This is a genomic window from Thiovibrio sp. JS02 (assembly GCF_053485635.1).
In genome coordinates, this window is record NZ_CM130715.1 from 271562 (window position 1) to 295387 (window position 23826).

Here is a 23826-nt window from a genome sequence, read left to right on the forward strand (position 1 = left end):
GTGCAGAAATCCCTTCGTAATCCCCTTGAAATTTACAAGATCCTGCCGCGGACAAACTGTGGCAAGTGCCTGTTGCCTTCCTGTCTGGCCTTTGCCGCGGCCGTGGCCGGGGGAGGGAAGAGGCTCGCGGACTGTCCGGATCTCCATCCGTCCCTGGTCGGGCAGGACGGGACTGGGCAGCCAGGCGGAGCGGGAGCCGGGAGCGAGCAGGCGGAATCCGTCGAAAAGCTGCGGAAAAAGATGGCCGGGGTCGATTTTGCCGCCGTGGCCCCGTTGATCGGCGCCACAGTCAGGGACAACAGGCTGGTGATCAATTCCCTGGGCAAGGATTTTTGGGTGGATGCAAGCGGCGCGGTTTCTTCCGAATGCCATATCATCCCCTGGGTGCAGATGCCGTTGCTCGCCTGCATCATCAACCCGACCCATGCCGAGATCAGCGGCAAGTGGATCTCCTTTCGGGAATTCGAGGGAGGTCTCGACTGGCAGGGGCTCTTTGCCGGCCGCTGCGAGGAGCCCCTCAGGAGGCTGGCCGATGCAAATCCCGGGTTGCTTGCGGACCTCATCGATCTGTTCATGGGGAGAACCATCGACTGGTATGAAGCGGATATCGCCCTCATCCTTCACCCCCTGCCCAAGGTTCCCATTCTCATCTGTTACCAGGCCCCGGAGGGGGATCTGGCCTCAACCCTCACCATCCTTTTTGACCAGTGCTGCGAGCGGAATCTCCCCATCAGGGCGCTCTACGCCGTCTGCGCGGGGCTGGTCCAGATGTTCACGAAAATAGCCGAACGGCATCGGTGAGATTTCGGAGCATCGCCCTCATTCGTCCCGCTTCCGCCGGTGCCGGATGGCCCGGCCCAGGTCGGCCGTCTCTGATTCTTGCGGTTACAGGGGCTGGCTGATTTCGTCCCCGCCGTCGGCGGCGAAGAAATGGGTGCGGCCAGCATAGATGTCCTCGCTGAGAATCTCCACTGCTTCCAACCAGCGGTCAACCTCCTGGCACCAGTCCGGATCGGAGTTGCCGCCCCGACAAGTGGCAACGGTATTGTCGCCATAGGTGATCAACTGCATGCCCGGCAGGGGGCGGATGTTGACTCCTGGTGGAGTGCGGGTCATGGCCATGATTGAGGGACGCTTGTCATGGAGCAGGTTCAGGATCAGGTCTGGCAGGTTGTACAAGGGCAGGTCGCCGGTTGGCAGCGGGCCCGCGCTGCCGTCTATGATGAGCAGAGGGGTGGAGGTGAGTTTTTTGAACATGATGTCCGTAAATTCACCGCGGTCCGGGGCGAGGAGGCCTGATTCAGTGTAGCCCCCGAAGTTGTTGCCCAGAAACGGGAGATGGTCACCAAAGATGACGATCAGGCCATCTGGATCGTTTTGTCGCAAAACCGAGAGAAAATCCATGAGTTCCCTGGATTTGTAATATACGGTGTTTGCGTATGCCTCCACCAGCGGATCGGCGGCCGGGGCGGTGATAACCTTCGGGCGATCAGGGCCGAGGGGATAGTCCAGGTGTCCGAAGAAGGTCAGGATGTAGTTCAGCACCGGAATGCCTTGTTCCCGCAAGGGGCGGATACGTTCGAGCACCTGGCGGTAAAGGGAGGCGTCGCTCAGAAATTCCCGGTTCATGTCATCCAGGGTGAAGTCGTGCAGGGAAAAATAGTGCTGAAACCCCATGCGCCGGTATGCATGGATTCTGTTCCAGAAGATGGGAACATTGGGGTGGGAGGCAATGGTGGTGTATCCTGATTCGGCGAAATGGCGGGGCAGGCAGGGGGCGTCCTGGCGAAGCCTGCCTTCGAAAAAAACCGCATCGTCCATAACCGGAAAGCCGCAGAGGGCCTCGAATTCAGCGTTTGCCGTGTAGCCGCCGAAAACCGGGGAAAGGGCCTGCGGCTTGTCTGCCTCCAGCCACAGAGCCCGGAACCGTGGGTCCAGAGGGTCAGCGGACAGAGCGGCGGCTTCGAGTTGCATCGGGTCCCAGAATGATTCCAGAACGATGAGGTGGACATTGCGCTGTGGCAGCGGTGCCGTTGTCTTCTGGAACCCATTGGCGGGCAGGAACGGTTTTACCTTGAGAACCGCGGCTGCCGCCGTTACTTCGGATTTTGTCGGCGGGAACCTTGCCCTGGCAAGAAAGCGGGCGCTTTCCTGGGTCAGGTGGATCAGAAGTCCGCGCCGTTCAAAGTTGCCCCGCTGATCCCAGACGACATTGCCGAAAGTATTGTCCATTGCCACGGTTATTGCCGATGGCCAGCGGGTCAGGGCGGTTGTGCCGGCGCAGAGGAGCATGGCGGCAATCCAGGCTCTTCTTTTGCGTAGATCCGGCATTCCCAGTAGACCGACAACGGCAGCGGCGCCGATGGCCGCTGCAAAGGCCTGCCGCCAGCCCGGGAGGAGCAGGAAGAGGTTCGGTAAGGCCCGCAAGTCGTCAGGCGTTACCGGTCCGCCCAGGATGGCCACCTTGGCCGCGTTGCCGCAATGCAGAATGGTCAACAGGAGGGCGAGTGGAGCGAAAAAATAGCCCGGTCCACGGGCGATGGCATACAGGAGCGCGCCGAGAAGCAGATGCGCCCCGAGGTCCGTGGCAACGGCAGCGGGAGAAATCGCAACCTCGAAGAAAAAACGGTTCGCTCCTTGCAACAGAAAATACCAGAGGGCAAGAAAGCCCAGGGCTGCGGGCCAGCCTCCGGCGGGATCCCAGATTTCGCGCCAGTATCGACGGAGCATCGCCCTTTCCTGTTTTGCTAGGCAATCCGCTGGATGGGCGGAAGTTCGTGGATGCCGGTGGTGCAAACGTTGAGATCCTTGAGGATGCCGTCGCTTACCCTGTAGATCCAGCCATGCACGGCAAGAGGTTGCCCGGCCTTCCAGGCGTTCTGCACAATGGTGGTGTGGCAGACGTTGGCGACCTGCTCCATGACGTTCAGCTCGCAGAGGCGGTCCAGCCGTTCCTTTTCCGTGGGCAGGGCCTCGATCTCCTCTTTGTGGAAGCGATAGACGTCCTTGATGTGTCTGAGCCAGTTGTCGATGAGGCCGTGTTCGCTGTTTTCGAGCGCCGCGGTGATGCCGCCGCAGTCGTAGTGGCCGCAGACGATGATGTGTCTGACCTTGAGCACCTCCACCGCGTACTGGATCACCGAGAGGCAGTTGAGGTCGGTATGCACCACCACGTTGGCGATGTTGCGGTGCACGAAGATCTCGCCCGGCAGCATGTTGACGATTTCGTTGGCCGGCACCCGGCTGTCGGCGCAGCCGATCCAGAGGTACTCCGGCCGCTGCTGCCTGGAGAGCTTGCTGAAGAATTCCGGGTCAGCCTCCTTGATCTTGGCGGCCCAGTTCTTGTTGTTGTCAAAAAGATGTTTCAAAACCTTCATGGCGTTCCCGGATGTTTTGTTGCGCTCCGTGTGCTTGGCGCGGAAGGAACCTGTTGCTTGCGTTCTGGCGATTGTACCAGGAAATCCCCGCGCTGTCAGCGGAATAACGGAAAAGCGGCCCCTGTCGTTCGTTTTGCCCGGTTGCCGGCAAGGCGGTTTTTTCTTGGCCCGGGCGCAGGAATCCTTCGACAGCGGCAGGGAAAGATGTAAAATTGAACCGGGTGGCGGCCAGTCTCTTCACCATCAACCAAAAACGAGTAAAAAGTAACGGACCGTGCTGATCGATAAGGCTTTTTTCCTTGCCGCCGTTGTTTTTGCCGGCATGCTCTGTCAGTGGATTGCCTGGCGGGTAAAGCTGCCCGCCATTCTCTTTCTTCTTTTCGCCGGGATCATCGCCGGGCCGCTCACCGGCTGGCTCGATTCCGATGCCCTTTTCGGGGACCTGCTCTTCCCCTTCATCTCCCTTGCCGTTGCGGTGATCCTTTTCGAGGGCAGCCTCACCCTGCGTTTTCATCAGATTGCCGGCCTGGAGCGGGTGGTCCGCAATATGATCTCCTTCGGGATGCTGGTCACCTGGCTGATTACCGCCGCCGCCACCCGCCTGGTTTTTGACTTTCCCTGGGGACTGGCCCTGCTCTTCGGGGCGATCACCACGGTAACCGGACCCACCGTGATCGTGCCCATGCTGCGCACGGTGAGGCCCACCGCCGCGGTGGCCAACATCCTGCGCTGGGAAGGGATTGTCATCGATCCCGTCGGCGCGACCCTGGCGGTTCTGGTCTATGAGTTCATCCTGGCCGGCAGCGGCGGCGACGCCCTCGGCCATACCCTGCTCGCCTTTGCCAGGCTCATCGGACTCGGTCTTTTCCTCGGTTCCCTGGCCGGCTATCTGTACGGCGGCATTTTAAGGCGCCATTGGTTGCCGGAGTTTCTCCGCAATGTGGCCACCCTGGGGCTGGTCATCTTCGTCTTTGCCTTTTCCAACAGCATCCAGCACGAATCAGGCCTGCTCACCGTCACGGTCATGGGCATCTGGCTCGCCAACATGCGGGAGGTCTCCCTGGAGGAGATCCTGGATTTCAAGGAGAGTTTGAGCGTTCTGCTCATTTCCGTGCTCTTCATCGTCCTGGCCGCGCGTCTTGATTTCGAACGCTTTATCCATCTGGGCTGGCAGGTGATTTTCATCTTCCTCTCCATCCAGTTTCTCTCCAGGCCTCTGGGCGTGATGCTTTCGGCCCTCGGCTCCAAGTTGAGCTGGCCGGAGCGGCATCTCCTTGCCTGGATCGCGCCGCGCGGCATCGTGGCCGCGGCCATTTCCGCCCTGTTTGCCATCAAGCTGCAGGCGGCTGGCCACGGAGAAGCGGAGCTCCTGGTGCCGCTTACCTTTTCGGTGATCATCGGCACCGTGGTTCTGCAGAGCGCCACCGCCCGTTTCATTGCCAGCCGGCTCGGCGTGGCGGAGCCGGAGCCGAGAGGATTTTTGGTCATCGGCGCCAATCTGGTGGCGCGGACCATCGGCAAGGCGCTGCTGCAGGCAGGATTCAGGGTGCTGCTCGTGGACAGTTCCTGGGAGAAAATCAGCAAGGCCAGGATGGAGGGGTTGGAAACCTATTACGGCGAGCCGGTTTCCGAGCATGCGGACCGTAATCTCGATCTGGTCGGGATCGGAAAATTACTCGCCCTCTCGCCGCGGGGGGCGCTTAATACCCTTTCCTGCATGCACTACCGGATGGAGTTGGGCGCCAGGGAGGTTTTCGCGATTCAGACCGCGGCGGATCTGGAGATGACGACGGAGCGTAAAGCGGTCTCCCGCAAGCAATGGCGCGTTCTTTTCGGGCCGGAGGTCACCTTTGCCGGCCTTGCCACCGCCCTGACCCAGGAGGGTTGGGCGGTGCGCGGCACCACCCTCGGCGAGAACTTTGATTTCGCCGCTTATCAACGGCGGTACGGGCAGGGGGTGATCCCGTTGTTTGCCGTCACCCCCAAGGGAAGGATCGAGGTCTTTACCGTGGAGGATCGGCTGATTCCCCAGCCGGGCTGGACGGTCATCAGTCTGGTGGCAGGGCCGGAGCGCCCTCCTGACCCGGACTGAATGCGGTTTTCCCGCTATTTGTCCAGGGTTTCCCCCAGGCGGTTGCGGATTTTGTCGTAGCGAACCTTATCGCCTTTTTCCAGATTGGGCCGCCTCTCCTTTTCTATCTCCACGGTTTCGCCGGCCGCGCTCTTCAGGACGATGCTCTTTTCCGTAACCTCGACAACCTCATAGGTTTTGTAGAGTTTTTTTGCCTCGACCGCCTTTGCCGGAGCCAGACAGAGGGTCAGGGCAAGCAGCATGGGAATGGCGAGTTTTTTCATGGCGCACCTCCCGGCAGGGTTTTCGGAATGTCTCATGCAGCCATCATATACCCATCCGGCCCGAATGGGAATGGCGGTTTTTTAGAAGGGGAGGCTTGCCAGGGCAATTCCCCGGGCAGAGGTTGGCGGTTCGCATGTGGGCTGTCGCAGGGTCGCTATACTTGGTAAAAGGCAAAGTACAATAGAAATTACAATGAAAGCTCAGCCCCCGGGTCGGCGGCGATGGGATGCCGCCGCTGACCCGGGAGGAGTTTGCGGTCAACTGCGCTTAGAGGCCATGCAGACCGTCATGACACGGTCAGGCAAGGTCGAAACGATCTGCGTTCATCACCTTGGTCCACGCCGCCACAAAGTCTTGCGCAAACTTCTTCTGCGAATCGGCCTGGGCATAAACTTCCGCCACAGCGCGGAGCTGCGAGTTCGAACCGAAGATAAGATCAACACGGGTGCCGGTCCACTTGACTTTGCCTGTCTTGCGGTCACGCCCCTCGAACAGGTCCGCGTCTTGCGAGGTCGGTTGCCAGGTCGTGCCCATATCAAGCAGGTTCACGAAAAAGTCATTGGTGAGGGTTTCCGGCCGTTTGGTGAAGACCCCGTGCCGGGACTGCCCGAAGTTGGCGTTCAAAACGCGCAGACCACCTACGAGCACCGTCATCTCGGGTGCGGTCAGGGTCAGCAGTTGTGCCCGATCAACCAGCATTTCCTCTGCCCTTACGGCGTATTTGGTTTTCTGGTAGTTGCGGAACCCGTCTGCTTTCGGTTCGAGGACACCGAATGACTCCACGTCGGTCTGCTTCTGCGATGCATCCGTACGTCCCGGCGCAAAGGGAACGGTGACCTTGTGGCCGGCTTTCTGGGCTGCCTGTTCGATCGCGACACAACCGCCCAACACAATCAGGTCGGCAAGCGAAACTTTCTTGCCGCCACTCTGCGCACTGTTGAACTCCTTCTGGACGCCTTCGAGGCTTTTGAGCACCTTGGCCAGTTGCTTGGGCTGGTTGACCTCCCAATCTTTTTGCGGGGCCAGGCGAATGCGCGCTCCGTTCGCCCCACCGCGCTTATCGGAACCGCGGAAGGTGGATGCCGATGCCCAGGCGGTGGAAACCAGTTGGGAAATCGACAGGCCCGTGGCCAGGATCTTGCTCTTGAGGGCGGCGATATCCTTCTTGTTGATCAACTTATGATCGACTGCGGGGACCGGGTCTTGCCAGATCAGTTCCTCGGCCGGGACCTCCGGGCCGAGATAGCGGGAACGGGGCCCCATGTCCCGATGGGTCAGTTTGAACCACGCCCGGGCGAAGGCATCCGCGAATTGATCCGGGTTTTCCAGATAGCGCCGCGCAATAGGGGCGTAGATAGGATCGAACTTCAGCGACAGATCCGCCGTGGTCATCATCGGCCGATGCTTTTTGGACGGGTCGTGGGCGTCAACAATCATGTCCTCTTCGGCCACGTTTTTGGCCAGCCACTGATTGGCGCCGGCCGGGCTCTTGACCAGTTCATAGTCATACTTGAGCAGCACCTTGAGATAGCCCATGTCCCATGTGGTCGGGTTCGGTTTCCAGGCGCCTTCAATGCCGCTGCTGATCGTATCGCCTCCCTTGCCGCTGCCGAAGGTGCTTTTCCAGCCGAGGCCCTGCTCTTCGATGGAGGCTGCTTCAGGTTCAGGGCCCACATGGGTCGCAGGGCCGGCGCCGTGACACTTGCCAAAAGTGTGGCCGCCAGCAACGAGCGCAACGGTCTCTTCATCGTTCATGGCCATGCGGCCGAAGGTCACGCGCACGTCACGTCCGGAGGCGACCGGGTCTGGATTGCCATCCGGACCTTCCGGATTCACGTAAATCAATCCCATCTGCACGGCGGCAAGCGGGTTTTCCAGATCCCGCTTGCCGGAATAGCGGCTCTTGGGCTTATCGCTCGTGGCCAGCCATTCCTCTTCTGAACCCCAGTAAACGTCCTCTTCCGGCTCCCAGATGTCCTCGCGGCCGCCGCCGAAGCCGAAGGTTTTAAAGCCCATGGATTCGAGTGCACAGTTGCCGGCTAGGATCATCAGGTCGGCCCAAGAAATTTTGTTGCCGTATTTCTGCTTGATCGGCCAAAGCAGACGCCGTGCCTTGTCAAGGTTCACATTGTCCGGCCAGCTGTTGAGGGGGGCAAAACGCTGGTTGCCGGCGCCACCACCACCACGTCCGTCCCCCATCCGATAGGTTCCGGCGCTGTGCCATGCCATCCGGATAAAGAGCCCGCCATAGTGTCCCCAGTCGGCGGGCCACCAATCCTGGGAATCGGTCATCAGCGCGTAGATATCCTTTTTCAGGGCCTTCAGGTTAAGTTTTTTGAATTCTTCAACATAGTTGAATTTTTCACCCATGGGATTGGACTTGGAAGAATGCTGGTGCAGGATATGCAGGTTCAACTGGTTTGGCCACCAGTCCCGGTTGGATGTGCCTCTGCCGGCAGTTGTTTGGCTGGAGTTACCTGTTATGGGGCATTTGCCAGTTTTGCTCATTTCCGTCCTCCTTAAATGTTTGGTGGTTACAATGCTAGCAAGGCACTAGAAAAAACCGTTTCGATGGTGGAAACCGAAGAAATGCGGCCTGTCTATATTTGTGCTCCCCCTGTGTCCCACTTATTTCGATTATAGTTTTCCCTTGCCTTTTTGCTCAATCAATTAGTTGCTGTTGGTCAATTACTTTATTGTATTTTTTACTAAAACATAAATATTCCTATTTGGTGTCCTGAAAAAAGGCTATTCCCGGGGGGATGAGCCTTTCGCGCATTTTTCACAGATCCCGTGCAGGGTTATGCTCTTCTTGTCCACGCTCCCCCACCCCTTGATCGCTTCCGGCAGTTGCGCCTCGTCAAGGGAAAGCCAGGAAAAATCGGTGATGATTCCGCATTTTCGGCAGATGGCATGGTGGTGCCGTTCCAGGTCGGCCTCAAAGCGGGCCTGGCTCTCCATCGTTTCCACCCTGGTGATGAGTTGGTGCTTTTCAAAAGTAGCCAGCGTCCGGTAAACGGTATCGAGGGAAAGGGTGGGCATCCGTTTCAGCAGACGCTTGTGCAGGGTTTCAGCAGAAGGATGATCGCCGGCCAAGGCCAGTTCCCGAAAAATTTCAAGCCGCTGGTGCGTGAGTTTGAGCCCAGCCTCTCGGCAGGCTTCCTCGAACCGGCCCAGTTGCTTTTGGATCATCGTTGCATTTCTTTTCGGTGCCATATGTCACTGCCCAAAGTAGGAATAATTCTTTTTTAATTTTTATTCCTGTTTGATTTGTGTGTCAAGGCAATATCAGTAAAAAATTGTACGACAAACAGGGTTGGTTTATGCCGGAACTTTTTCTCAACCACATCCGTTCGCTTTACTGATATGATAGCTTAACAGCGTTGTTGTTTTCGCCTTTGCCAGGAATTTTGCTTTGACTCTCCAGGCAGGGCCGTCTGATCCGTAACTGGCGAAACAGGAGAGGATACCGGCTTTACGATATTGGATGTTAGCCTTTGGGGGTGTCGCTGATGAGAGAAATTGGCAAGAGAACATTTCCGTTGGCGGTATTTTCCTTCCTGGTCCTTGGGTGTGGTTCCGCCTTTGCCAATGAAGCCATGGTCGAGGCTGAGATGGCATTTCTGCATGCCAGGGAACTGGACGCGCAAAAGCAGTTTTCCGAAGCGCTCGTTTATTATGAAAAGGCATGTGCGCTGGCCGACAACTATAAAAATTGCGATGCGGAAATAGAAGAAACGAAGTTGCTCCTGGCAAATGAGCGGAAGAGGGAAGAAAAACCCGAGGATGTCAAGGTGTTAAAGGCTTTGGCGCTCAACTACAAGATGAAAAGACATCTTCAGGAGTTTTTTGCTCTCATTCTCGAAGCATATACCATCAAGCCGACCGCGGAATCCGCGGCCAACCTCGCCGTTGCCTATTATGAGGTGGGGAATCTCGAAAAAAGCCTGGAATACGCAAAAATCGCCTCGGATCTTGGCTGGGACAACTATTATACCAAGATCGTCTACATCGCCATTTTGATCGAAACCGGCGAGCAGGAGAAGGGCAAAGCCCTGCTCAGGGCGCTCAGGGATGAAAAAATCGATGAGCAAAAGCAGTGGTATAATGTCGCCTGTGCGTATGCTGCCCTGGCTGACGATGTGAATGCCGTCAAATACCTTCGCAAGGCCATTGATGATCATGAGAAAAACAGGATTACCGCCTGCTATGACAGGAGCTATAATCCAATCAGGGAGTCCCCTCTTTTCCAGGAATTGGTCTATGCGCCAGGAGAACCACTTTCTGGCGACAACCAGGGGGAGAATCTGCGGGAATAGCAAAAGCCGCGGTTTTTCCCTTGTTTTTGCGGAGTTCGTCAGCGAGACATGCGTTCTGTCGCCCCAAAATGTCTTGCCCCCTACCTTTTTGTAGAAAACCTTACAAAAAGTTTTCCTCCTCTTTCCCTCCTGTTTGTTCTGTTCTGCTCTTTTCCCTGTAACACTTTGAATTTGTTTGATTAAAACGATTTTCTTCTGGCTGGCACAGCCCTTGCTCTTACGTGTTGGCAAACAACCAACAGGGAGCTGGAGGCGTTATGCAGGCTGTACTCAAGGAACGACAGGATCAGGTGCATCGCAAGGGGGAGGCCCCCTTTGTCATGGAATGCAACAAGGACAGCCTGGCCGGGGCGGTGAGCCAGCGGGCCTGCGTCTTCTGCGGTTCCCGGGTGGTGCTCTACCCCATTGCCGACGCCCTGCATCTGGTGCATGGCCCCATCGGCTGCGCCGTTTACACCTGGGATATCCGGGGGGCGCTCTCTTCCGGCCCGGAGCTGCACCGCTTGAGCTTTTCCACGGACATGCAGGAACGGGATGTCATTTTCGGCGGCGAGGCCAAGCTTGAAGCCGCCCTGGTCGAGCTCATCGACCGCCACAGTCCCAAGGCGGCCTTTGTCTACTCCACCTGCATTGTCGGCCTGATCGGCGACGACCTCGAAGCGGTCTGCCGCAGGGTGGCGGAGCTGAAGGGCATTCCGGTTCTGCCGGTGCAGTCGGAGGGCTTCAAGGGCAACAAGCGGGCCGGCTACCTCGCGGCCTGTAAGGCCATGCGCCGTCTGGTCGGCATGGGCGACACCGGCGGTATCTCCAAACACAGCATCAACATCCTCGGGGATTTCAACCTGGCCGGCGAGATCTGGCTGATCCGCGAATATTTCGGCCGCATGGGCGTCGAGGTGGTGGCCAACATCACCGGCGACGGCAGGGTCGGCGATCTCCAGCGCGCGCACGGCGCGGCCCTCAATGTGGTGCAATGTTCAGGCGCCACCATGGATCTGGCCAAGATGATGGAGGAGGATTATGGCATCCCTTCCCTGCGCGTCTCCTACTTCGGAGTGGAGGATATGGCCGAGTCACTCTATGCGGTGGCGCGTTTTTTTAATGACGAGGAGATGCTGGCCCGGACCAGGGAGCTGGTCCGGGAGGAGCTCTCCGCGCTCCTGCCCCAGTTGCAGCAGTACCGTGAGAAACTTGCCGGCAAGAAGGCGGCCATCTATGTGGGCGGTTCTTTTAAGGCCTTTTCCCTGGTGAAGGCCTTCCGGATGATCGGCATGCAGGTGGTCATGGTCGGCTCGCAGACCGGCACGCCCGAGGATTACCGGGAGCTTGAAGCGATCTGCGACCCGGGCACCATCATCGTCGACGACTCCAACCCCCTGGAGCTCTCCAGCTTTCTCAAGGAAAAGGAGGTTGACATCTTCGTGGGCGGCGTCAAGGAGCGGCCCATCGCCTACAAGCTCGGGGTGGCCTTTTGCGACCATAACCACGAGCGCAAGGAGATGCTCGCCGGTTTTCAGGGGATGCTCAACTTCGCCCGGGAGGTTTACGGCTCGGTGATGAGCCCGGTCTGGAGATTCGTGCCCAGAAAGGATGAGGGTGTCGTGGAGGAGACAAGATGACGAAGAAACCGCCCAAATACATATCCACCACCAATGCCTGCAAGCTCTGCAAGCCCCTGGGCGCCTCCCTGGCCTTCCGGGGCGTGGAGGGCGCCGTCCCCTTTCTGCATGGCTCCCAGGGCTGCGCCACCTACATGCGCCGCTATATCATCAGCCACTTCAACGAGCCCATTGATATCGCCTCCTCCTCCCTGGGGGAGAAGAACGCCATCTATGGCGGCGGTCCCAATCTCAAGCTGGGGCTCAAGAATGTCACGGCAAAGTACAGGCCGCGGCTCATCGGCATCGCCACCACCTGTCTGACCGAGACCATCGGCGACGACGTGGCCATGTTTCTGGCCGAATACCAGCGGGAGTTCGCCGGCGAGAATGGGCCGGTGCTGGTGCATGTCGCAACCCCGAGCTATTCCGGCACCCATATGGAGGGTTTTCATGCCGCGGTCCGGGCCCTGGTGAGCCAGCTTTGCGCTGAGGGCGAAAAGGGCGGCGTCATGAATCTGCTGCCCGGTTTCGTTTCCGCCGCCGACCTGCGTTTTCTCAAGGAGCTGGTGGCGGATTTCTCCCTGGCCTGCACGGTGCTCCCCGATTTTTCCGAGACCCTGGACGGCCCGGCCCTGCGTGATTACCCGCTGATTCCTGCCGGCGGCACCAGGGTTGCCGATATCAGGCGCATGGGGAGCGCGCCGGCCACCATCGAACTGGGCCGCACCCTGAGCGATTCCCTTTCCGCGGGCCGCTATCTTGAAGAGGCGCACGGGGTTCCCCTGCGCCGGCTCGGCACCCCCATCGGTCTGCGGGAAAGCGATGCCCTCCTGGCGCTGCTTGCCGAGTTGAGTGGCGGTTCAATGCCTTTGCGCCACGCGCAGGCGCGGGGCAGGCTGGTGGACAGCATGGTGGACGGCCACAAGTATCTTTTTGGCAAGAAAGCCATTGTCTATGGCGAGGAGGATCTGGTCGTGGGTCTCACCTCCTTTCTGGCCGAGATCGGCATTGTGCCGGTGCTTTGCGCCAGCGGCGGCCAGAGCGGCAAGCTGGGCGAGGCGATCGCCGGGGTGCTCGCGGATCTGCCGGTGCGGATGCCCGAGGTGCATGAAGGCGCGGACTTTTTTGACATTGCCGAACAGGCCCGTGCCCTCGCCCCGGACCTGATCATCGGCCACAGCAAGGGGTATCCCCTGGCCAGGGAGCTGAAGATCCCGCTCATCAGGGTCGGCTTTCCGATCCACGACCGGCTGGGCGGCCAGCGTATCCTGCACCTGGGCTACCAGGGCGCCCAGCAGCTCTTTGACGCCGTGGTCAACGCGCTGATCGCCAAACGGCAGGATGATTCGGAAGTCGGCTACAGCTATATGTAGGGAACCTGAAAATTAACATTATGAATGCGGAAGTCTGCGCGACGGACAGCGGCGACGGCTTTTGAATTCCCAGCCATAAAAGGAGAATCGGCATGGAAATTTTCGCGGGCAAAGACCTTTCAAAACACCCCTGTTTCAACCCGGCGGTAAAAGGGCAGGCAGGCCGAGTTCACCTGCCGGTGGCCCCGAACTGCAACATCAAGTGCAATTACTGCGACCGCAAGTACGACTGCGTGAATGAATCGCGGCCTGGGGTGACCAGCACGGTTTTAAGCCCCGAACAGGCCTTGGCATACATGGGCAAGGTCCTTGAAAAGGAGCCGCGCATCACGGTGGCCGGCATTGCCGGACCCGGCGATCCCTTTGCCAATGCCGAGGCGACCATGGAAACCATGCGCCTCATCAATGCAAATTTTCCGCAAATGATCCTCTGTCTGGCCAGCAACGGCCTGGCCATCGGACCCTATATCCCCGAGCTGGCCGAGCTGAATGTCTCCCACGTGACCATCACCATCAATGCCGTTGATCCGGAAGTGGGGGCGAAGATCTACAGCTGGGTGCGGGACGGCAAGGTGGCCTTCCAGGGCCGCCAGGCGGCGGAGCTGCTCCTCAGCCGGCAACTGGCGGCGGTCAAGGCCCTGAAGGAGCACGGCCTCACGGTGAAGATCAACTCCATCCTGATTCCCGGCATCAACGATCAGCACATCCTGACCGTGGCCGAGACCATGAAGGATCTGGGCGCGGATCTTTTCAACTGCATGGCCATGTTTCCCAATGTCGGCACGCCTTTTGGCGCTATCCGCGAGCCGAGCAAGGCGGAGATCGCCGCGGTGCGCAACGAGGCGGAGAAGTTTCTGCCGCAGATGCGCCACTGCACCCGCTGCCGCGCCGATGCGGTGGGGTTGCTCGATCAGGACCGGACCGAGGAGATGCGGGGCTGTCTTTCCGCCTGCGCCCAATTGCCGCCCCTGCCGCCGGAGATCCGGCCCTATGTGGCGGTGGCCAGCCTGGAGGGAATACTGGTCAACCAGCACCTCGGCGAGGCCCCCCGGTTTCATATCTACGAAAGGAAGGGCGACGCGTATCAGCTTGTCGAGGAGCGGCAGGCGCCAAAGGTGGGCGGCGGTCTGCAGCGCTGGACCTCCCTGGCTCGGGCCCTGAACGATTGCCGGGCGGTTCTGGTGAGCGGGGTTGGGGAAACCCCGCGGGATATCCTGGAAAAAGCCGGAGTGCGGCCCGTGGAAATGGGCGGCTTCATCATGGACGGCCTGAAGGCGATATACGAGGGCGGCAATCTTTCGCATTTGCAAAAACGTAAAAAATCTTGCGGGGCCGGCGCCTGTGCCGGCTCCGGCGGCGGTTGCCTCTAGCAGGGGGGAGATGAGGCGGTGGGGCGCTGCCCTGGGAAAGGCATTCATTCATGCGGCGCGGCAGAGGACGGGGCTGCGGCAAAAAATCTGGAAGAATATGGGGGATAACGATACAATATTGTTATATTTTGTGCTGAATCAGCTTGTGTGCATGACGACAATGTTGTTTTGCAGAGTGCGTTGTTTGGGGCGGCCTGGCTTGATCAGCCCTTGTTGCAAGGGGTTGTGGCCGGTTTGGTACGCAACTTGAAGAAATACGAGGGAAAGAGCGCATGGGCGTTCGTCTGCAAACCAAGGAACGCAGGCGCCCCGAATTGTCGCGATGGGTTGCAATTTTTACCCCAGGAGAGAGACGATGAAAAATGGTGCGAAAAGAATGTTGAGTGGAGTTGTTGCCGTTGGTCTGTCTGTTTCGGCCTTTGCCGGAATGGCCTTGGCGGAAGAGGAGAAGCCCAGTGCCGACCTCACGGTTGCCGCCTTAAGCCAGTACGTCTGGCGCGGATTCGCCTTCAGCAAGGACAGCATGGTCGTCCAGCCTTCCATGACCGTTGGCTACCAGGGGTTTTCCGCAAACCTCTGGGGGAATCTTGATACCGATCCTTACACCACCGACGGCGCCAACAACCCCAATAACTGGACCGAGACCGATATGACCCTGGCCTATGATTGGGCCATGGGGCCGGTGAGCTTTACCGGCGGCTACATCTATTATGCGCTCGATGGGGCCGAGGATACCCAGGAGTTCTTTCTGAGCGCCGCCCTCGACACCCTGCTCGCGCCCACCCTTTCCGTTTTCCGGGATACGGACAACCTGGCCGGCTGGTATGTCACCCTGGGGGTTTCCCATTCCGTGCCCCTGGTCAATGAACTGACCATCGACCTTGGCGCCAGGATCAGCTATCTGGCCGCCGACGAGGCCAGCTCCTACGGCGAGGTGGTCGGCGGCGTGGAGTCCGAAACCGAAGAGTACAGCGGCCTGCACGACGGCATCATTTCCGCTTCGCTTACGGTGCCGGTGAATACCTACATCTCGGTGACCCCGCAGGTTTATTATTCATTCCCTCTGGGCAGCGACGCCTCGGATCTTCTTGAGGTTCGCAACGAGGGCGCGATCGGCAAGCGCGACGATGATTTCATCTATGGCGGGGTTTCGGTGAGCCTGGCGTTTTAGACGGGGGCCTCCTCCCCATCCCCACCCCGGGGCCCGCCTGTTTCCGTCCCTCCCGCGTCGAGACGGCGGGCCTTCTCGTTGGTCCATATACGGAAAAGATCAGCGCCATTCATATGGGCGGCCCGGGGTTCAATTCCTGGCCGGGAAAAAAAGACTTTTCATTTCGTTATATTCTGTTAAATATAACGAAATGAAACAGGATGATTCTGAAAAGAAAAATGGGGCAAGGGGGGTGTTGCGCTGGCGGGGCCGTCTCTGGCTGGAAGGGCCGGAAGGAACCTTTCTCGGTTATGGCCGGGTGGTTCTGCTTGAGCGCATCGCCCAGTATGGTTCCATTGCCCGGGCCGCCAGGTCCATGGAGATGTCCTACAAGCATGCCTGGGATCTTCTCGATTCCATGAACCGCCAGGCAGGATGCAGGCTGGTGGAAACCAGCCGCGGCGGCAAGCGGGGCGGCGGGGCCCGGCTTACCCCGGACGGCGAGGCGGCCATCGCCATGTTCCGCAAATATTACGGGAGATTTGAAGAGGTTCTTGTGGAGATGGGCAACGCTTTGCAGGCGGAGCTGCCTGGGCTGGGCCACTCTTCCCATGGCGGGAGCGAGGAATGAAACCGTTGAGAAAGGAGGAGGATATGCTGGGAAAAAAGGGGAAAGATATGGGCAGGTTTCTGTTGCTTGGCATGGCGCTGTTGCTCGTGCCGGTTTTGCCCGTGCAGGCGGCGGAGGTGCATCTGTCCGCAGCGGCCAGCCTGAGCGATGCCGTCAAGAAGATGGTCGCGGAGTTTCAGCAGGGCCAGCCCGAGACCGTTGTCCTCGTCAATTTTGGCGCCTCCGGGGCACTGGCCAAGCAGGTGGCGCAGGGGGCGCCCGCTGATCTCTTTATTTCGGCCAACCCGAAGTGGATGGAGTACCTGGCCGGAGAGGGCAGGGTTTCCCGAAAGACGGTGCGGATTTTTGCCGGCAACCGGCTGGTGCTGGTGGGATTGGAGCAAGGGGCAATCGCTTCCCTCGCGGATTTGCAGGCCATGAAGCGCATCGCTCTTGGCAGCCCTAAAAGCGTACCGGCCGGCCAGTATGCCGAACAGGCCCTGCGCGCCAGCGGCCTTTATGAAAGGCTTTTTGCCGAAAACAAGCTGGTCGTGGCTCAGGATGTGCACCAGGCCCTGCTGTATGCCGAACGCGGCGAAGTGGATGCGGCCTTTGTTTACCAAACCGACGCCCTGCTGGCCAGGAGGGCGGTAATTCTTTATCCTGTGCCGGAAACGCTGCACGAGGCCATTTCCTACCCCATGGCCCTGACCGTGAGCGGCGAGAAGAATTCTGCCGCCGCCGCCTTTTATGAATTTCTCGCCGGTGCGCGGGCTGGGGAGATCTTGGCGGAATACGGTTTTGTCGTAAAAGGGGAAGGGCGGGTTCCGTAAGGATGCTTTCCAGGCAAGGAGCACTGTTGCGATGTTGAGCCTTTCCCCCCAGGACATGCAGGCAATCTGGCTTTCCGCCAAGGTCGCCTGCGCCGCCACCCTGCTGTCCGCGCCCTTCGGCTTCGCGGCGGCCTATCTCCTCGTCTTTGCGCGCCTGCCGGCCAAGCCTCTCCTTGAGGGCTTGGTGAACCTGCCCCTGGTTCTGCCGCCGGTGGTGGTCGGTTACCTGCTCCTGCTGTTTTTCGGACAGAGCGGTCCCTTCGCCCCCCTGCTCAACAGCCTGGGCCTGCGCATCATCTTCACGCTCACCGGCGCGGTGATCGCCTCGGCGGTGGTGGGGTTTCCGCTCCTGGTCCGCTCCATCCGCATCGGCATGGAGGAGATCGATGAGCGTTATCTGCAGGCCTCCCGCACCCTGGGAGCACGTTGGTGGGATACCCTCTTCACCATCATTCTGCCCCTTTCCGGCCGGGCACTGCTCGCCGGCATGACCCTGATGTTTGCCAGAAGTCTTGGCGAATTCGGGGCAACCATCATTCTGGCCGGCAATATTCCCGGGGTGACCCAGACCATCCCCCTGGCGATTTACGAATACACCAATACGCCGGGGGGCGACCGCATGGCGCTCTCCCTCTGTTTCGTCTCCATCGTTCTCTCCTTCGTGGTGTTGCTGGCAAACGAGGCAATTTCCCGGAAATTTCGGCGGAAGGCGCGGCAATGAACCTTGAGGTGAACGTCAGAAAGGCCTATGGTCGCTTCAGCCTTGAGGCCGATTTTGTCCTTGCGCAGAAACGCTGCGGCATTTTCGGTCCTTCCGGCAGCGGCAAGTCCACCCTCATGCATCTTCTTGCCGGACTGCTCACCCCTGATTCCGGCCGGATCAGCCTGGACGGCGCGACTCTTTTTGACTCGGCAGAGGGGATCAACGTGGCGCCCGAGGAGAGGCGGATCGGCGTGGTGTTCCAGCACTCCCACCTTTTCCCCCACATGAACGTGCGACGGAATCTCTTTTACGGCTGGCAGCGCACCCCGGCCGCGGAGCGGCGGATCGGGTCCGAGGCGTTGATCCGGGTCCTTAACCTTGCGCCCCTGCTGGAGCGCGGGGTGGGCTGCCTCTCGGGCGGAGAGCGGCAGCGGGTGGCTTTGGGCCGCACCGTTCTCGCCTGCCCGCGTCTCATCCTCATGGACGAGCCGCTGACCGGACTCGACCGTGAGCTGAAGCACCAGATCATTCCCTATCTCAAGCAGGTCTTTGCCGAATTCGAGATTCCCCTTCTGTTCATCAGCCATTCCCTGGAGGAGATGCGCCTGATGACCGGCGAGGTTCTGATTTTTGAGGAGGGGCGGCCCAGGCAGCGCCTATCCGCTGAGGAGCTGGCCAGGCGGAGCATGATCACCGGCAGCCGGGGATACAAAAATCTTCTGACCCTGCACTCCCCCGAAGCCCAGGGGGATCTCTGGCGCTATCGCTGGGGGGAGAACACACTGGTCCTCACCGAGCCGGGGGTGGCAGGAGAGAATCTCTTCGAGCTTGCCGCCAAGGACATCACCCTGTTCAAGCGCCATCCCGAAGCCACCAGCGCTCGCAACCTGCTCTCCTGCCGGGTTGTCGGAATTTTCGGAGTCGGAAATCGGGTGGGCGTTGAGCTGGACTGCCGGGGCGGCCGCCTCGTCTGCCAGATCGTGCCCGAGGCGGAGCGGGAGCTGGGGGTTTGCGAGGGGGCGGAGGTGATCGCCGTGGTCAAGGCCTCTTCCTTCCGCCGTCTGTATTGAACTTTCCCGGTCCGGTCAGTTGTTCCCACCTGTAAAGCGGTTTGGCGCCGACCTTGGTTTTCTCCTCTTCCGTGGTTACAAAAAAGTAAAATTTGTTCTGCCGGCCAGGGAAGGCGGTTCAGCTTTTGTCTTGTAATATTTTGTTATTAAATGAAAATTTATTTTTATCTGCCGTCGGTCAAGCTCTGGCATGTATTTTGTAATTGCAACAGAAGCGTAAGGCGTACATGCGCGAGGAGGAACGGTGAATGGAGCACATCAAGGGGTTGGTGGACAGCACATTGCGGGAAGGCGCCCAGGCCGTGGGGGTTTCCCTGGACATCGACCAGAAGGTGGCCCTGGCCGCTCTCCTGAGTCTTGTCGGCATTGAGGAACTGGAGGTGGGCATTGCCAGCACCGAGGCAAGCGGTCTTGCCGAATTGGTCCGCCGCTGCCGCGGGGAAGCCGGGGTGAAGCGGCTGGGGCTCTGGTGCCGTTGCCGCGGGGAGGATATCGAAAGCGCCATCCGCCTCAAGCCCGAGGTGCTCTCCCTCTCCATCCCGGTTTCCGCTCTGCACATTAAAAGCAAGCTGGGCTGCCGGCGGCGGCAGGTCGCGGCCCGGGTGGCCGCGGCGCTTGCCCAGGCGCGCGGCGCCGTCGCCTATCTTTCCCTTGGCCTTGAGGATGCCACCCGGGCGGAGCACCCCTTTCTCCTCGATATCATCGGAGTTGCCTGCGAGTCCGGAGTGGACCGCATCCGTCTTGCCGACACGGTCGGGGTCGCGACCCCGGCAAGCATAGGCGGATTGGTGCAGATGGTGCGCCGCAATTTTCCGGTGGAGGTCGGGGTGCATATGCACAACGATTTCGGCATGGCCACGGCCAATGCGGTTGCCGCCCTGGAGGCCGGCGCGCATTGGGCCGATGTCACGGTGCTTGGCCTTGGCGAGCGGGCCGGCAACAGCCGGCTTGAGGAGGTGGCGGGTTTTCTCGCTCTGCGGGCCGGGCGCTTCTATGGGGCGCGGCGCTTGAAAGAATTGGCCGGTCTGGCCGCCCGCTTTGCCGGGAGGGTCATTGCGCCCCAGCATCCCATTGTCGGCTCGGAGATCTTTGCCTGTGAAACAGGACTGCATCTCATCGGGCTGGCCAGGGATCCCAAGACCTATGAGCCATACGCGCCGGAGCTGGTGGGGGCCCGCCGGAAACTCATCTACGGGGAAAAGGTGGGCAGGCGGGGGGTGGCCGAGCGGCTCAGGCAGCTGGGGGTGCGCTGTCAGGAGGGGCGGCTGGCCGGGCTTGCCCGCTCCTTCAGGCTCCAGTGTCACCGCCTGGGCAGGCCGCTCTGCGACCGCGAGGTTCTGCAACTCGTGGCGGAACATAATAGTTCTTGCCTGGAAAGAACTCCTCCCCGTAGACTGTGACAGGCGCTGATTGTTTTCGGCGGCCTGTCCAGAAAATAAGGAAAAATTCATGGCCAAGGATAATATCTTTTCCCTCATGGACCGGAACGGTCCTTTTGCCACCGGAGATTCGCCGCCCAACTCCGCGGTATTTTCCGGGGAGGCCCGTCACTTTGCCAGGGGGCTGGCGGCCGCTGGCATGGAGACCCGCTACCGGATTCTCAGAAACCAGATCTTCGAGTTTCTCGATATCCGCTCCTTTGCCGAGATCGAGGAAATCATCGGGGATTCCGAGCGCAGGCGCCTGATCAACGAACGCGCCTACCGGCTGCTCGGCAACATGTTCGGCATCGAAGGCAATGCCCGGGAGGTGGTGCTCAGGGTTAACACATACTCCCGCACGGCGGACGGGGTGATCAACTACCTCAAGGGCAAGGTGCTGGCCAACTATGCCTCCTATATCGAGATGACCAACGAGATCGACTCCTGCAAAAGCCCGGTGGATCTTCTCCTCATCCTCTTTGATGACCGCTACCACAAGAAGGCGCGCTTTGAGGCCAAGCGCAAGCTCATCCTCATGAGCCTGGCCGCCTCCATTGATCAGCGCGAGCGGGAGACCGAGGTGGAGAGCAAGTTCGCCCAGTTTCTCGACTTTTTGAACGAATTCGTCTGGAGTCGGAAGAGCCGGATCGGCGAACTGGACATCGTCTATCTCCTGAGCAACCATGATCCGGAGACCTTTGCCTGCACCAGGGTTGAGGTGATCAGCCGGGATGAGGCCAAAAAGGTCAGACGCAAGGCCAACCAGAAGCTGACCCTGATCAAGCGCCGGCGCTTTGATCTCAATGGCGGCGAGGTGCCCATCTATGTGAGTATCCGCAAAAAACAGCCGGAAACCAAGGTGTTGAAGCTGTTGCGCAAGGGCGAGGAAAATCCGGCCGTGGCGGTTGACGACGAACTCGGCCTCATGGGGGTGGTGGATTCGGTGGCCGACGTCAAGGCCTTCCAGCGGCACCTGACCCGCAGCGCCACCCGGGCCGGCTCCCTGATGACCCTTGAGGAGGTGACGGACACCTTGTCTGGCGGCAGCCACAGAAGCGGCAGCATCGGCAGCTCGGCCAAGACCCAGATGTTCAAGTTTTTCGCCCGCATGGGCGGCATGCGCGTGGAGTTCATCGTGCATACCAACCGCTCCTACCTCAATTATATCTATCAGCGGGAGGTTTCCCACGATGAATACGAGGTGAAGCGGATCTTCGAGTCCGGAGTGGTCGAGCTGCTCTTTCCCGAGGATATCTACGAGATCGATATCGCCCTCAAGAAGGATGACCTGATCCGCTGGTTCAGAAAACGGATCGAGGAGTTCTGAACCGCCTTTGCGGCGCAGGCCTGACGCGAACGTTGTGTCGCCTGCGCCGCAAAGGGCTTATCGCCTTGTCCCGGTTATTGGCCGACGTACTTCATCAGCATTTGCATGCTTGCCGGCGAATCCCAGGGAACCGCGCCGATGAATTTTTCCCGCAGCACCCCCTGCTTGTCCACAATGTAGGTTTCCGGCACGCCGGTGAGGCCATAGGCCTTGGCCACCTTGTTTTCCGGATCGATGAGGATGGGGAAGGTGGCGCCGATTTTGGCGGCCAGGGCGTCGGCCAGGCCGGGCTCGTCGTTGCTCAGGATCGCCAGCATCGTGAATCTGTCCTCGGGCATGAAGTTGTGGACCCGTTGCATGGAGGGCATTTCTTCCCGGCAGGGCGGGCACCAGGTGGCCCAGAAATTGACAAAAACCACCCGGCCTTTGAGGTCGGCAAGGGTCCAGGTCTTGCCCCTGGTGTCGACAAGGGTGAAATCCGGGGCCTGCCTGCCGACCTCGGCCACCTCCGGGGGCTGGCCGCAGGCGGCAAGCAGGAGTGAGAGGTAAATCATCGGGAGAAGGAACAATTTTTTCATCATCAGAAGTCTCCGGGGAGGCGAACGCCATGGCGTCGGTTGTCAGGGGCGGGGACGGGAAAGCGCTTCCGGGCACGGGCGCCGGCAGCTGTTTTTTTCCGTCCCCGCGGCCCGGTTATTGGGGATACTGCACCGTGAGTTCTTCGGCGAGCAACTGCTGGAGCTGGAGGTGGCCAAAGGTCACCAGCGGCTTGCCGTTAACGAAAAAACCAGGTGTTTTCGTAACGTTGAGTGTTTTCGCGTCGGCGAGATCCTGCTCGATGATCCGTGCGATTGCCGGGTCCGACATATCGTTGCCGAGTTTTTCAAGATCAAGGCCGGCCGCTGGCAGAAATTGCCACACCAGTTGCGGCTGCGGGTTATGATGGCTTGCCCAGTAAGGTTGGGACTGGTACATGACCTCCAGGGTCTCCCAGTACTTCCCCTGTTTTTTCGCCGCCTCGAGAATTCTGACGAAGTAATCGGCGCCGTCATGGAACGGGGCGTACCGGAGAACCAGCTTGATTTTGCCGGGGTTGTCCGCCATCAGCTTTTTCACCAAAGGGGAAAAGGCGCTGCAGGTTTCACAGGCAGGGTCCATGAACTCGACAAGATAGACCTTTGCCTGGTCGGCGCCCAGGGTCGGCGAGTGGGGCCGCACAAAGATTTCCGCCTGTTCCCGGGCCAGGAAGCCGAGCTTCCTGGCCTGTTGATTTTTATAGAAATAGCTGCCAAGCACAAAAAGAAAAAGCAGAAAAATGGCTGAAAAGGCCATGAGGTATTTTTTATTCATCGGGATGGTCTCCTGTTGAAAATGAATAAGAGCGCCAGGATGGCGGAAAAAGAAAGGAGCGAGAGCATCGGAATCGTCAAAAAACCGAACAGATTGAGGGAGTCCTCGCTGCAGGAAACCCCTTGACTGCAAGGTTGAATGCTTTCCGGGATAATTCCCGCGAAAAGGAGGTTGTGGTACAGGGCGGTAAGCCAGCCGGCGGTCGCCAGGGGAAGGGCATACCGCGCCACGCTTTTGTCGCTGAAAAAGAGCCCGGTGCTGAAAACAAAAAACAGGGGAAACAGAAAGATCCGTTGATACCAGCACAGGATGCAGGGCGGAAGCTGCATTATTTCACTGAAAAACAGGCTTCCCAGTGTCGAGGCGCCGGTTACCAGCCAGCACAGGAAAATGATGGCCCAATGCGTATTGTTGGGCGCGTTGTCCGAGTGAGTCATCTCTGCTGTTCTCCAAAATCATTGCCAAGGGCGAACCCTGGTGACGCGGCCCGCCCGCGACCGTTGATTGCCCGCCGGGAGCAGGATTGCTCGCCGTGGCGCGGACGTTGAATCTGGTCGCGTCGGGGCCGTGCTGAAGGAACCGGGAGATCAGGAGTGCTCTGGGGGGTAGTCGATCGCGCGTCCGAAGGCGGCAAGGGGGCGCGGGCGGAGATGTGATGCCTGGCCGCGGAAGGAAAGCGGCAGGAATGCGATATCCGTAAAGCGGGTCAGGTGCAGATTCAGGCAGAGGAGGCAGAGGCAATCAGGGGTTGCGCAGGGGGAAGGTTCCTTGTCCTGGTTGAAAGGGAGGCAGCAGGATTCAAGCGTATCGAGCGCGGGCAGGGTCGCGCCGGCCAATGAAGCTCCGCTCATGGGAAACATGGTGAGAAGCAGTACGGCGACGGCAAGGAGCCTGCGGGGGAAGCTGTTCATGCAGGAAAATTTACAGAGGCGTGCCGACCCTGTCAAGAGAGAAGGAGGCATGGGG

Annotated in this window: 22 protein-coding genes; 13 read left to right on the forward strand and 9 right to left on the reverse strand. The window is 59.5% G+C overall.

The genetic code is table 11. The features are described 5' to 3' along the window. On the forward strand, positions 1 to 801 hold the full coding sequence (locus ACUUL3_RS01305) for a DUF3786 domain-containing protein (RefSeq protein WP_448553847.1): 801 nt from the start codon (positions 1 to 3) through the stop codon (positions 799 to 801). 84 nt (positions 802 to 885) lie between these two features. On the opposite strand, the gene ACUUL3_RS01310 is transcribed toward ACUUL3_RS01305, so the two are convergent. Continuing rightward, positions 886 to 2730: an LTA synthase family protein gene (locus ACUUL3_RS01310; RefSeq protein WP_448553849.1), complete on the reverse strand. Its 1845-nt coding sequence runs from the start codon at positions 2728 to 2730 to the stop codon at positions 886 to 888. A gap of 17 nt (positions 2731 to 2747) precedes the next feature. Beyond that, the gene (gene can, locus ACUUL3_RS01315) at positions 2748 to 3377 is read right to left on the reverse strand and encodes a carbonate dehydratase (RefSeq protein WP_448553851.1); all 630 of its coding nucleotides are present in this window, start codon (positions 3375 to 3377) and stop codon (positions 2748 to 2750) included. Between the two features lie 274 nt (positions 3378 to 3651). Between can and ACUUL3_RS01320 the strand changes: the two genes are divergently transcribed. Then, positions 3652 to 5469 (forward strand): cation:proton antiporter, encoded by a 1818-nt coding sequence (locus tag ACUUL3_RS01320; RefSeq protein ID WP_448553853.1) that lies wholly within the window; start codon positions 3652 to 3654, stop codon positions 5467 to 5469. Between the two features lie 14 nt (positions 5470 to 5483). Here the strand turns inward: ACUUL3_RS01320 and ACUUL3_RS01325 are convergent, their stop codons facing one another. From ACUUL3_RS01325 to ACUUL3_RS01335, 3 genes are all read right to left on the reverse strand, one after another. Next, complete coding sequence (locus tag ACUUL3_RS01325; RefSeq protein ID WP_448553855.1) at positions 5484 to 5732, reverse strand: hypothetical protein; 249 nt, start codon at positions 5730 to 5732, stop codon at positions 5484 to 5486. Positions 5733 to 6030: 298 nt separating this feature from the next. Continuing rightward, positions 6031 to 8241: a catalase/peroxidase HPI gene (gene katG, locus ACUUL3_RS01330; RefSeq protein ID WP_448553857.1), complete on the reverse strand. Its 2211-nt coding sequence runs from the start codon at positions 8239 to 8241 to the stop codon at positions 6031 to 6033. Positions 8242 to 8481: 240 nt separating this feature from the next. Next, positions 8482 to 8925 (reverse strand): Fur family transcriptional regulator, encoded by a 444-nt coding sequence (locus ACUUL3_RS01335; RefSeq protein ID WP_448553859.1) that lies wholly within the window; start codon positions 8923 to 8925, stop codon positions 8482 to 8484. A gap of 320 nt (positions 8926 to 9245) precedes the next feature. On the opposite strand from ACUUL3_RS01335, the gene ACUUL3_RS01340 reads away from it, so the two are divergent. From ACUUL3_RS01340 to ACUUL3_RS01390, 11 genes are all read left to right on the forward strand, one after another. Continuing rightward, complete coding sequence (locus ACUUL3_RS01340) at positions 9246 to 10052, forward strand: TPR end-of-group domain-containing protein (RefSeq protein WP_448553861.1); 807 nt, start codon at positions 9246 to 9248, stop codon at positions 10050 to 10052. 257 nt (positions 10053 to 10309) lie between these two features. Then, positions 10310 to 11671: a nitrogenase iron-molybdenum cofactor biosynthesis protein NifE gene (nifE, locus tag ACUUL3_RS01345; RefSeq protein ID WP_448553863.1), complete on the forward strand. Its 1362-nt coding sequence runs from the start codon at positions 10310 to 10312 to the stop codon at positions 11669 to 11671. Beyond that, positions 11668 to 13026, forward strand: coding sequence for a nitrogenase component 1 (locus ACUUL3_RS01350; RefSeq protein ID WP_448553865.1), 1359 nt, complete (start codon positions 11668 to 11670; stop codon positions 13024 to 13026). Before nifE ends, ACUUL3_RS01350 begins: the two co-directional genes overlap by 4 nt. Positions 13027 to 13118: 92 nt before the next feature. Beyond that, positions 13119 to 14396 carry a nitrogenase cofactor biosynthesis protein NifB gene (gene nifB, locus ACUUL3_RS01355; protein WP_448553867.1) on the forward strand — a complete coding sequence of 426 codons (1278 nt, stop codon included), beginning with the start codon at positions 13119 to 13121 and terminating at the stop codon, positions 14394 to 14396. 355 nt (positions 14397 to 14751) lie between these two features. Beyond that, the gene (locus ACUUL3_RS01360; RefSeq protein ID WP_448553869.1) at positions 14752 to 15567 is read left to right on the forward strand and encodes a hypothetical protein; all 816 of its coding nucleotides are present in this window, start codon (positions 14752 to 14754) and stop codon (positions 15565 to 15567) included. A gap of 190 nt (positions 15568 to 15757) precedes the next feature. Continuing rightward, on the forward strand, positions 15758 to 16177 hold the full coding sequence (locus tag ACUUL3_RS01365) for a winged helix-turn-helix domain-containing protein (RefSeq protein ID WP_448553871.1): 420 nt from the start codon (positions 15758 to 15760) through the stop codon (positions 16175 to 16177). Then, positions 16174 to 16989: a molybdate ABC transporter substrate-binding protein gene (gene modA, locus ACUUL3_RS01370; protein WP_448553872.1), complete on the forward strand. Its 816-nt coding sequence runs from the start codon at positions 16174 to 16176 to the stop codon at positions 16987 to 16989. Before ACUUL3_RS01365 ends, modA begins: the two co-directional genes overlap by 4 nt. Positions 16990 to 17020: 31 nt before the next feature. Further along, the gene (modB, locus tag ACUUL3_RS01375; protein WP_448553874.1) at positions 17021 to 17710 is read left to right on the forward strand and encodes a molybdate ABC transporter permease subunit; all 690 of its coding nucleotides are present in this window, start codon (positions 17021 to 17023) and stop codon (positions 17708 to 17710) included. Beyond that, on the forward strand, positions 17707 to 18762 hold the full coding sequence (modC, locus tag ACUUL3_RS01380) for a molybdenum ABC transporter ATP-binding protein (RefSeq protein ID WP_448553876.1): 1056 nt from the start codon (positions 17707 to 17709) through the stop codon (positions 18760 to 18762). Before modB ends, modC begins: the two co-directional genes overlap by 4 nt. A gap of 248 nt (positions 18763 to 19010) precedes the next feature. Beyond that, positions 19011 to 20162, forward strand: a complete 1152-nt coding sequence (locus ACUUL3_RS01385) for a LeuA family protein (RefSeq protein ID WP_448553878.1) — start codon at positions 19011 to 19013, stop codon at positions 20160 to 20162. A gap of 49 nt (positions 20163 to 20211) precedes the next feature. Next, positions 20212 to 21510 carry a hypothetical protein gene (locus ACUUL3_RS01390; protein ID WP_448553880.1) on the forward strand — a complete coding sequence of 433 codons (1299 nt, stop codon included), beginning with the start codon at positions 20212 to 20214 and terminating at the stop codon, positions 21508 to 21510. 74 nt (positions 21511 to 21584) lie between these two features. Here the strand turns inward: ACUUL3_RS01390 and ACUUL3_RS01395 are convergent, their stop codons facing one another. The 4 genes from ACUUL3_RS01395 to ACUUL3_RS01410 form a co-directional block, all read right to left on the reverse strand. Then, positions 21585 to 22091 carry a peroxiredoxin family protein gene (locus ACUUL3_RS01395; RefSeq protein WP_448553882.1) on the reverse strand — a complete coding sequence of 169 codons (507 nt, stop codon included), beginning with the start codon at positions 22089 to 22091 and terminating at the stop codon, positions 21585 to 21587. 112 nt (positions 22092 to 22203) lie between these two features. Further along, entirely contained in the window at positions 22204 to 22860 is a 657-nt protein-coding gene (locus ACUUL3_RS01400) for a DsbA family protein (protein WP_448553883.1), read from the reverse strand. After that, on the reverse strand, positions 22857 to 23297 hold the full coding sequence (locus ACUUL3_RS01405; protein ID WP_448553885.1) for a disulfide bond formation protein B: 441 nt from the start codon (positions 23295 to 23297) through the stop codon (positions 22857 to 22859). Before ACUUL3_RS01405 ends, ACUUL3_RS01400 begins: the two co-directional genes overlap by 4 nt. A 150-nt stretch (positions 23298 to 23447) precedes the next feature. Continuing rightward, positions 23448 to 23771, reverse strand: a complete 324-nt coding sequence (locus ACUUL3_RS01410) for a hypothetical protein (protein WP_448553887.1) — start codon at positions 23769 to 23771, stop codon at positions 23448 to 23450. Between the last annotated feature and the right edge of the window lie 55 nt (positions 23772 to 23826).

Bases quoted from the DNA above. Each gene is read 5' to 3' on its own strand.
- ACUUL3_RS01310 (WP_448553849.1), bottom strand. From the start codon at position 2,730: ATGCTCCGTCGATACTGGCGCGAAATCTGGGATCCCGCCGGAGGCTGG.
- can (WP_448553851.1), bottom strand. From the start codon at position 3,377: ATGAAGGTTTTGAAACATCTTTTTGACAACAACAAGAACTGGGCCGCC.
- ACUUL3_RS01325 (WP_448553855.1), bottom strand. From the start codon at position 5,732: ATGAAAAAACTCGCCATTCCCATGCTGCTTGCCCTGACCCTCTGTCTG.
- katG (WP_448553857.1), bottom strand. From the start codon at position 8,241: ATGAGCAAAACTGGCAAATGCCCCATAACAGGTAACTCCAGCCAAACA.
- ACUUL3_RS01335 (WP_448553859.1), bottom strand. From the start codon at position 8,925: ATGATCCAAAAGCAACTGGGCCGGTTCGAGGAAGCCTGCCGAGAGGCT.
- ACUUL3_RS01340 (WP_448553861.1), top strand. From the start codon at position 9,246: ATGAGAGAAATTGGCAAGAGAACATTTCCGTTGGCGGTATTTTCCTTC.
- nifE (WP_448553863.1), top strand. From the start codon at position 10,310: ATGCAGGCTGTACTCAAGGAACGACAGGATCAGGTGCATCGCAAGGGG.
- ACUUL3_RS01350 (WP_448553865.1), top strand. From the start codon at position 11,668: ATGACGAAGAAACCGCCCAAATACATATCCACCACCAATGCCTGCAAG.
- nifB (WP_448553867.1), top strand. From the start codon at position 13,119: ATGGAAATTTTCGCGGGCAAAGACCTTTCAAAACACCCCTGTTTCAAC.
- ACUUL3_RS01360 (WP_448553869.1), top strand. From the start codon at position 14,752: ATGAAAAATGGTGCGAAAAGAATGTTGAGTGGAGTTGTTGCCGTTGGT.
- ACUUL3_RS01365 (WP_448553871.1), top strand. From the start codon at position 15,758: ATGAAACAGGATGATTCTGAAAAGAAAAATGGGGCAAGGGGGGTGTTG.
- modA (WP_448553872.1), top strand. From the start codon at position 16,174: ATGAAACCGTTGAGAAAGGAGGAGGATATGCTGGGAAAAAAGGGGAAA.
- modB (WP_448553874.1), top strand. From the start codon at position 17,021: ATGTTGAGCCTTTCCCCCCAGGACATGCAGGCAATCTGGCTTTCCGCC.
- modC (WP_448553876.1), top strand. From the start codon at position 17,707: ATGAACCTTGAGGTGAACGTCAGAAAGGCCTATGGTCGCTTCAGCCTT.
- ACUUL3_RS01385 (WP_448553878.1), top strand. From the start codon at position 19,011: ATGGAGCACATCAAGGGGTTGGTGGACAGCACATTGCGGGAAGGCGCC.
- ACUUL3_RS01390 (WP_448553880.1), top strand. From the start codon at position 20,212: ATGGCCAAGGATAATATCTTTTCCCTCATGGACCGGAACGGTCCTTTT.
- ACUUL3_RS01395 (WP_448553882.1), bottom strand. From the start codon at position 22,091: ATGATGAAAAAATTGTTCCTTCTCCCGATGATTTACCTCTCACTCCTG.
- ACUUL3_RS01400 (WP_448553883.1), bottom strand. From the start codon at position 22,860: ATGAATAAAAAATACCTCATGGCCTTTTCAGCCATTTTTCTGCTTTTT.
- ACUUL3_RS01405 (WP_448553885.1), bottom strand. From the start codon at position 23,297: ATGACTCACTCGGACAACGCGCCCAACAATACGCATTGGGCCATCATT.
- ACUUL3_RS01410 (WP_448553887.1), bottom strand. From the start codon at position 23,771: ATGAACAGCTTCCCCCGCAGGCTCCTTGCCGTCGCCGTACTGCTTCTC.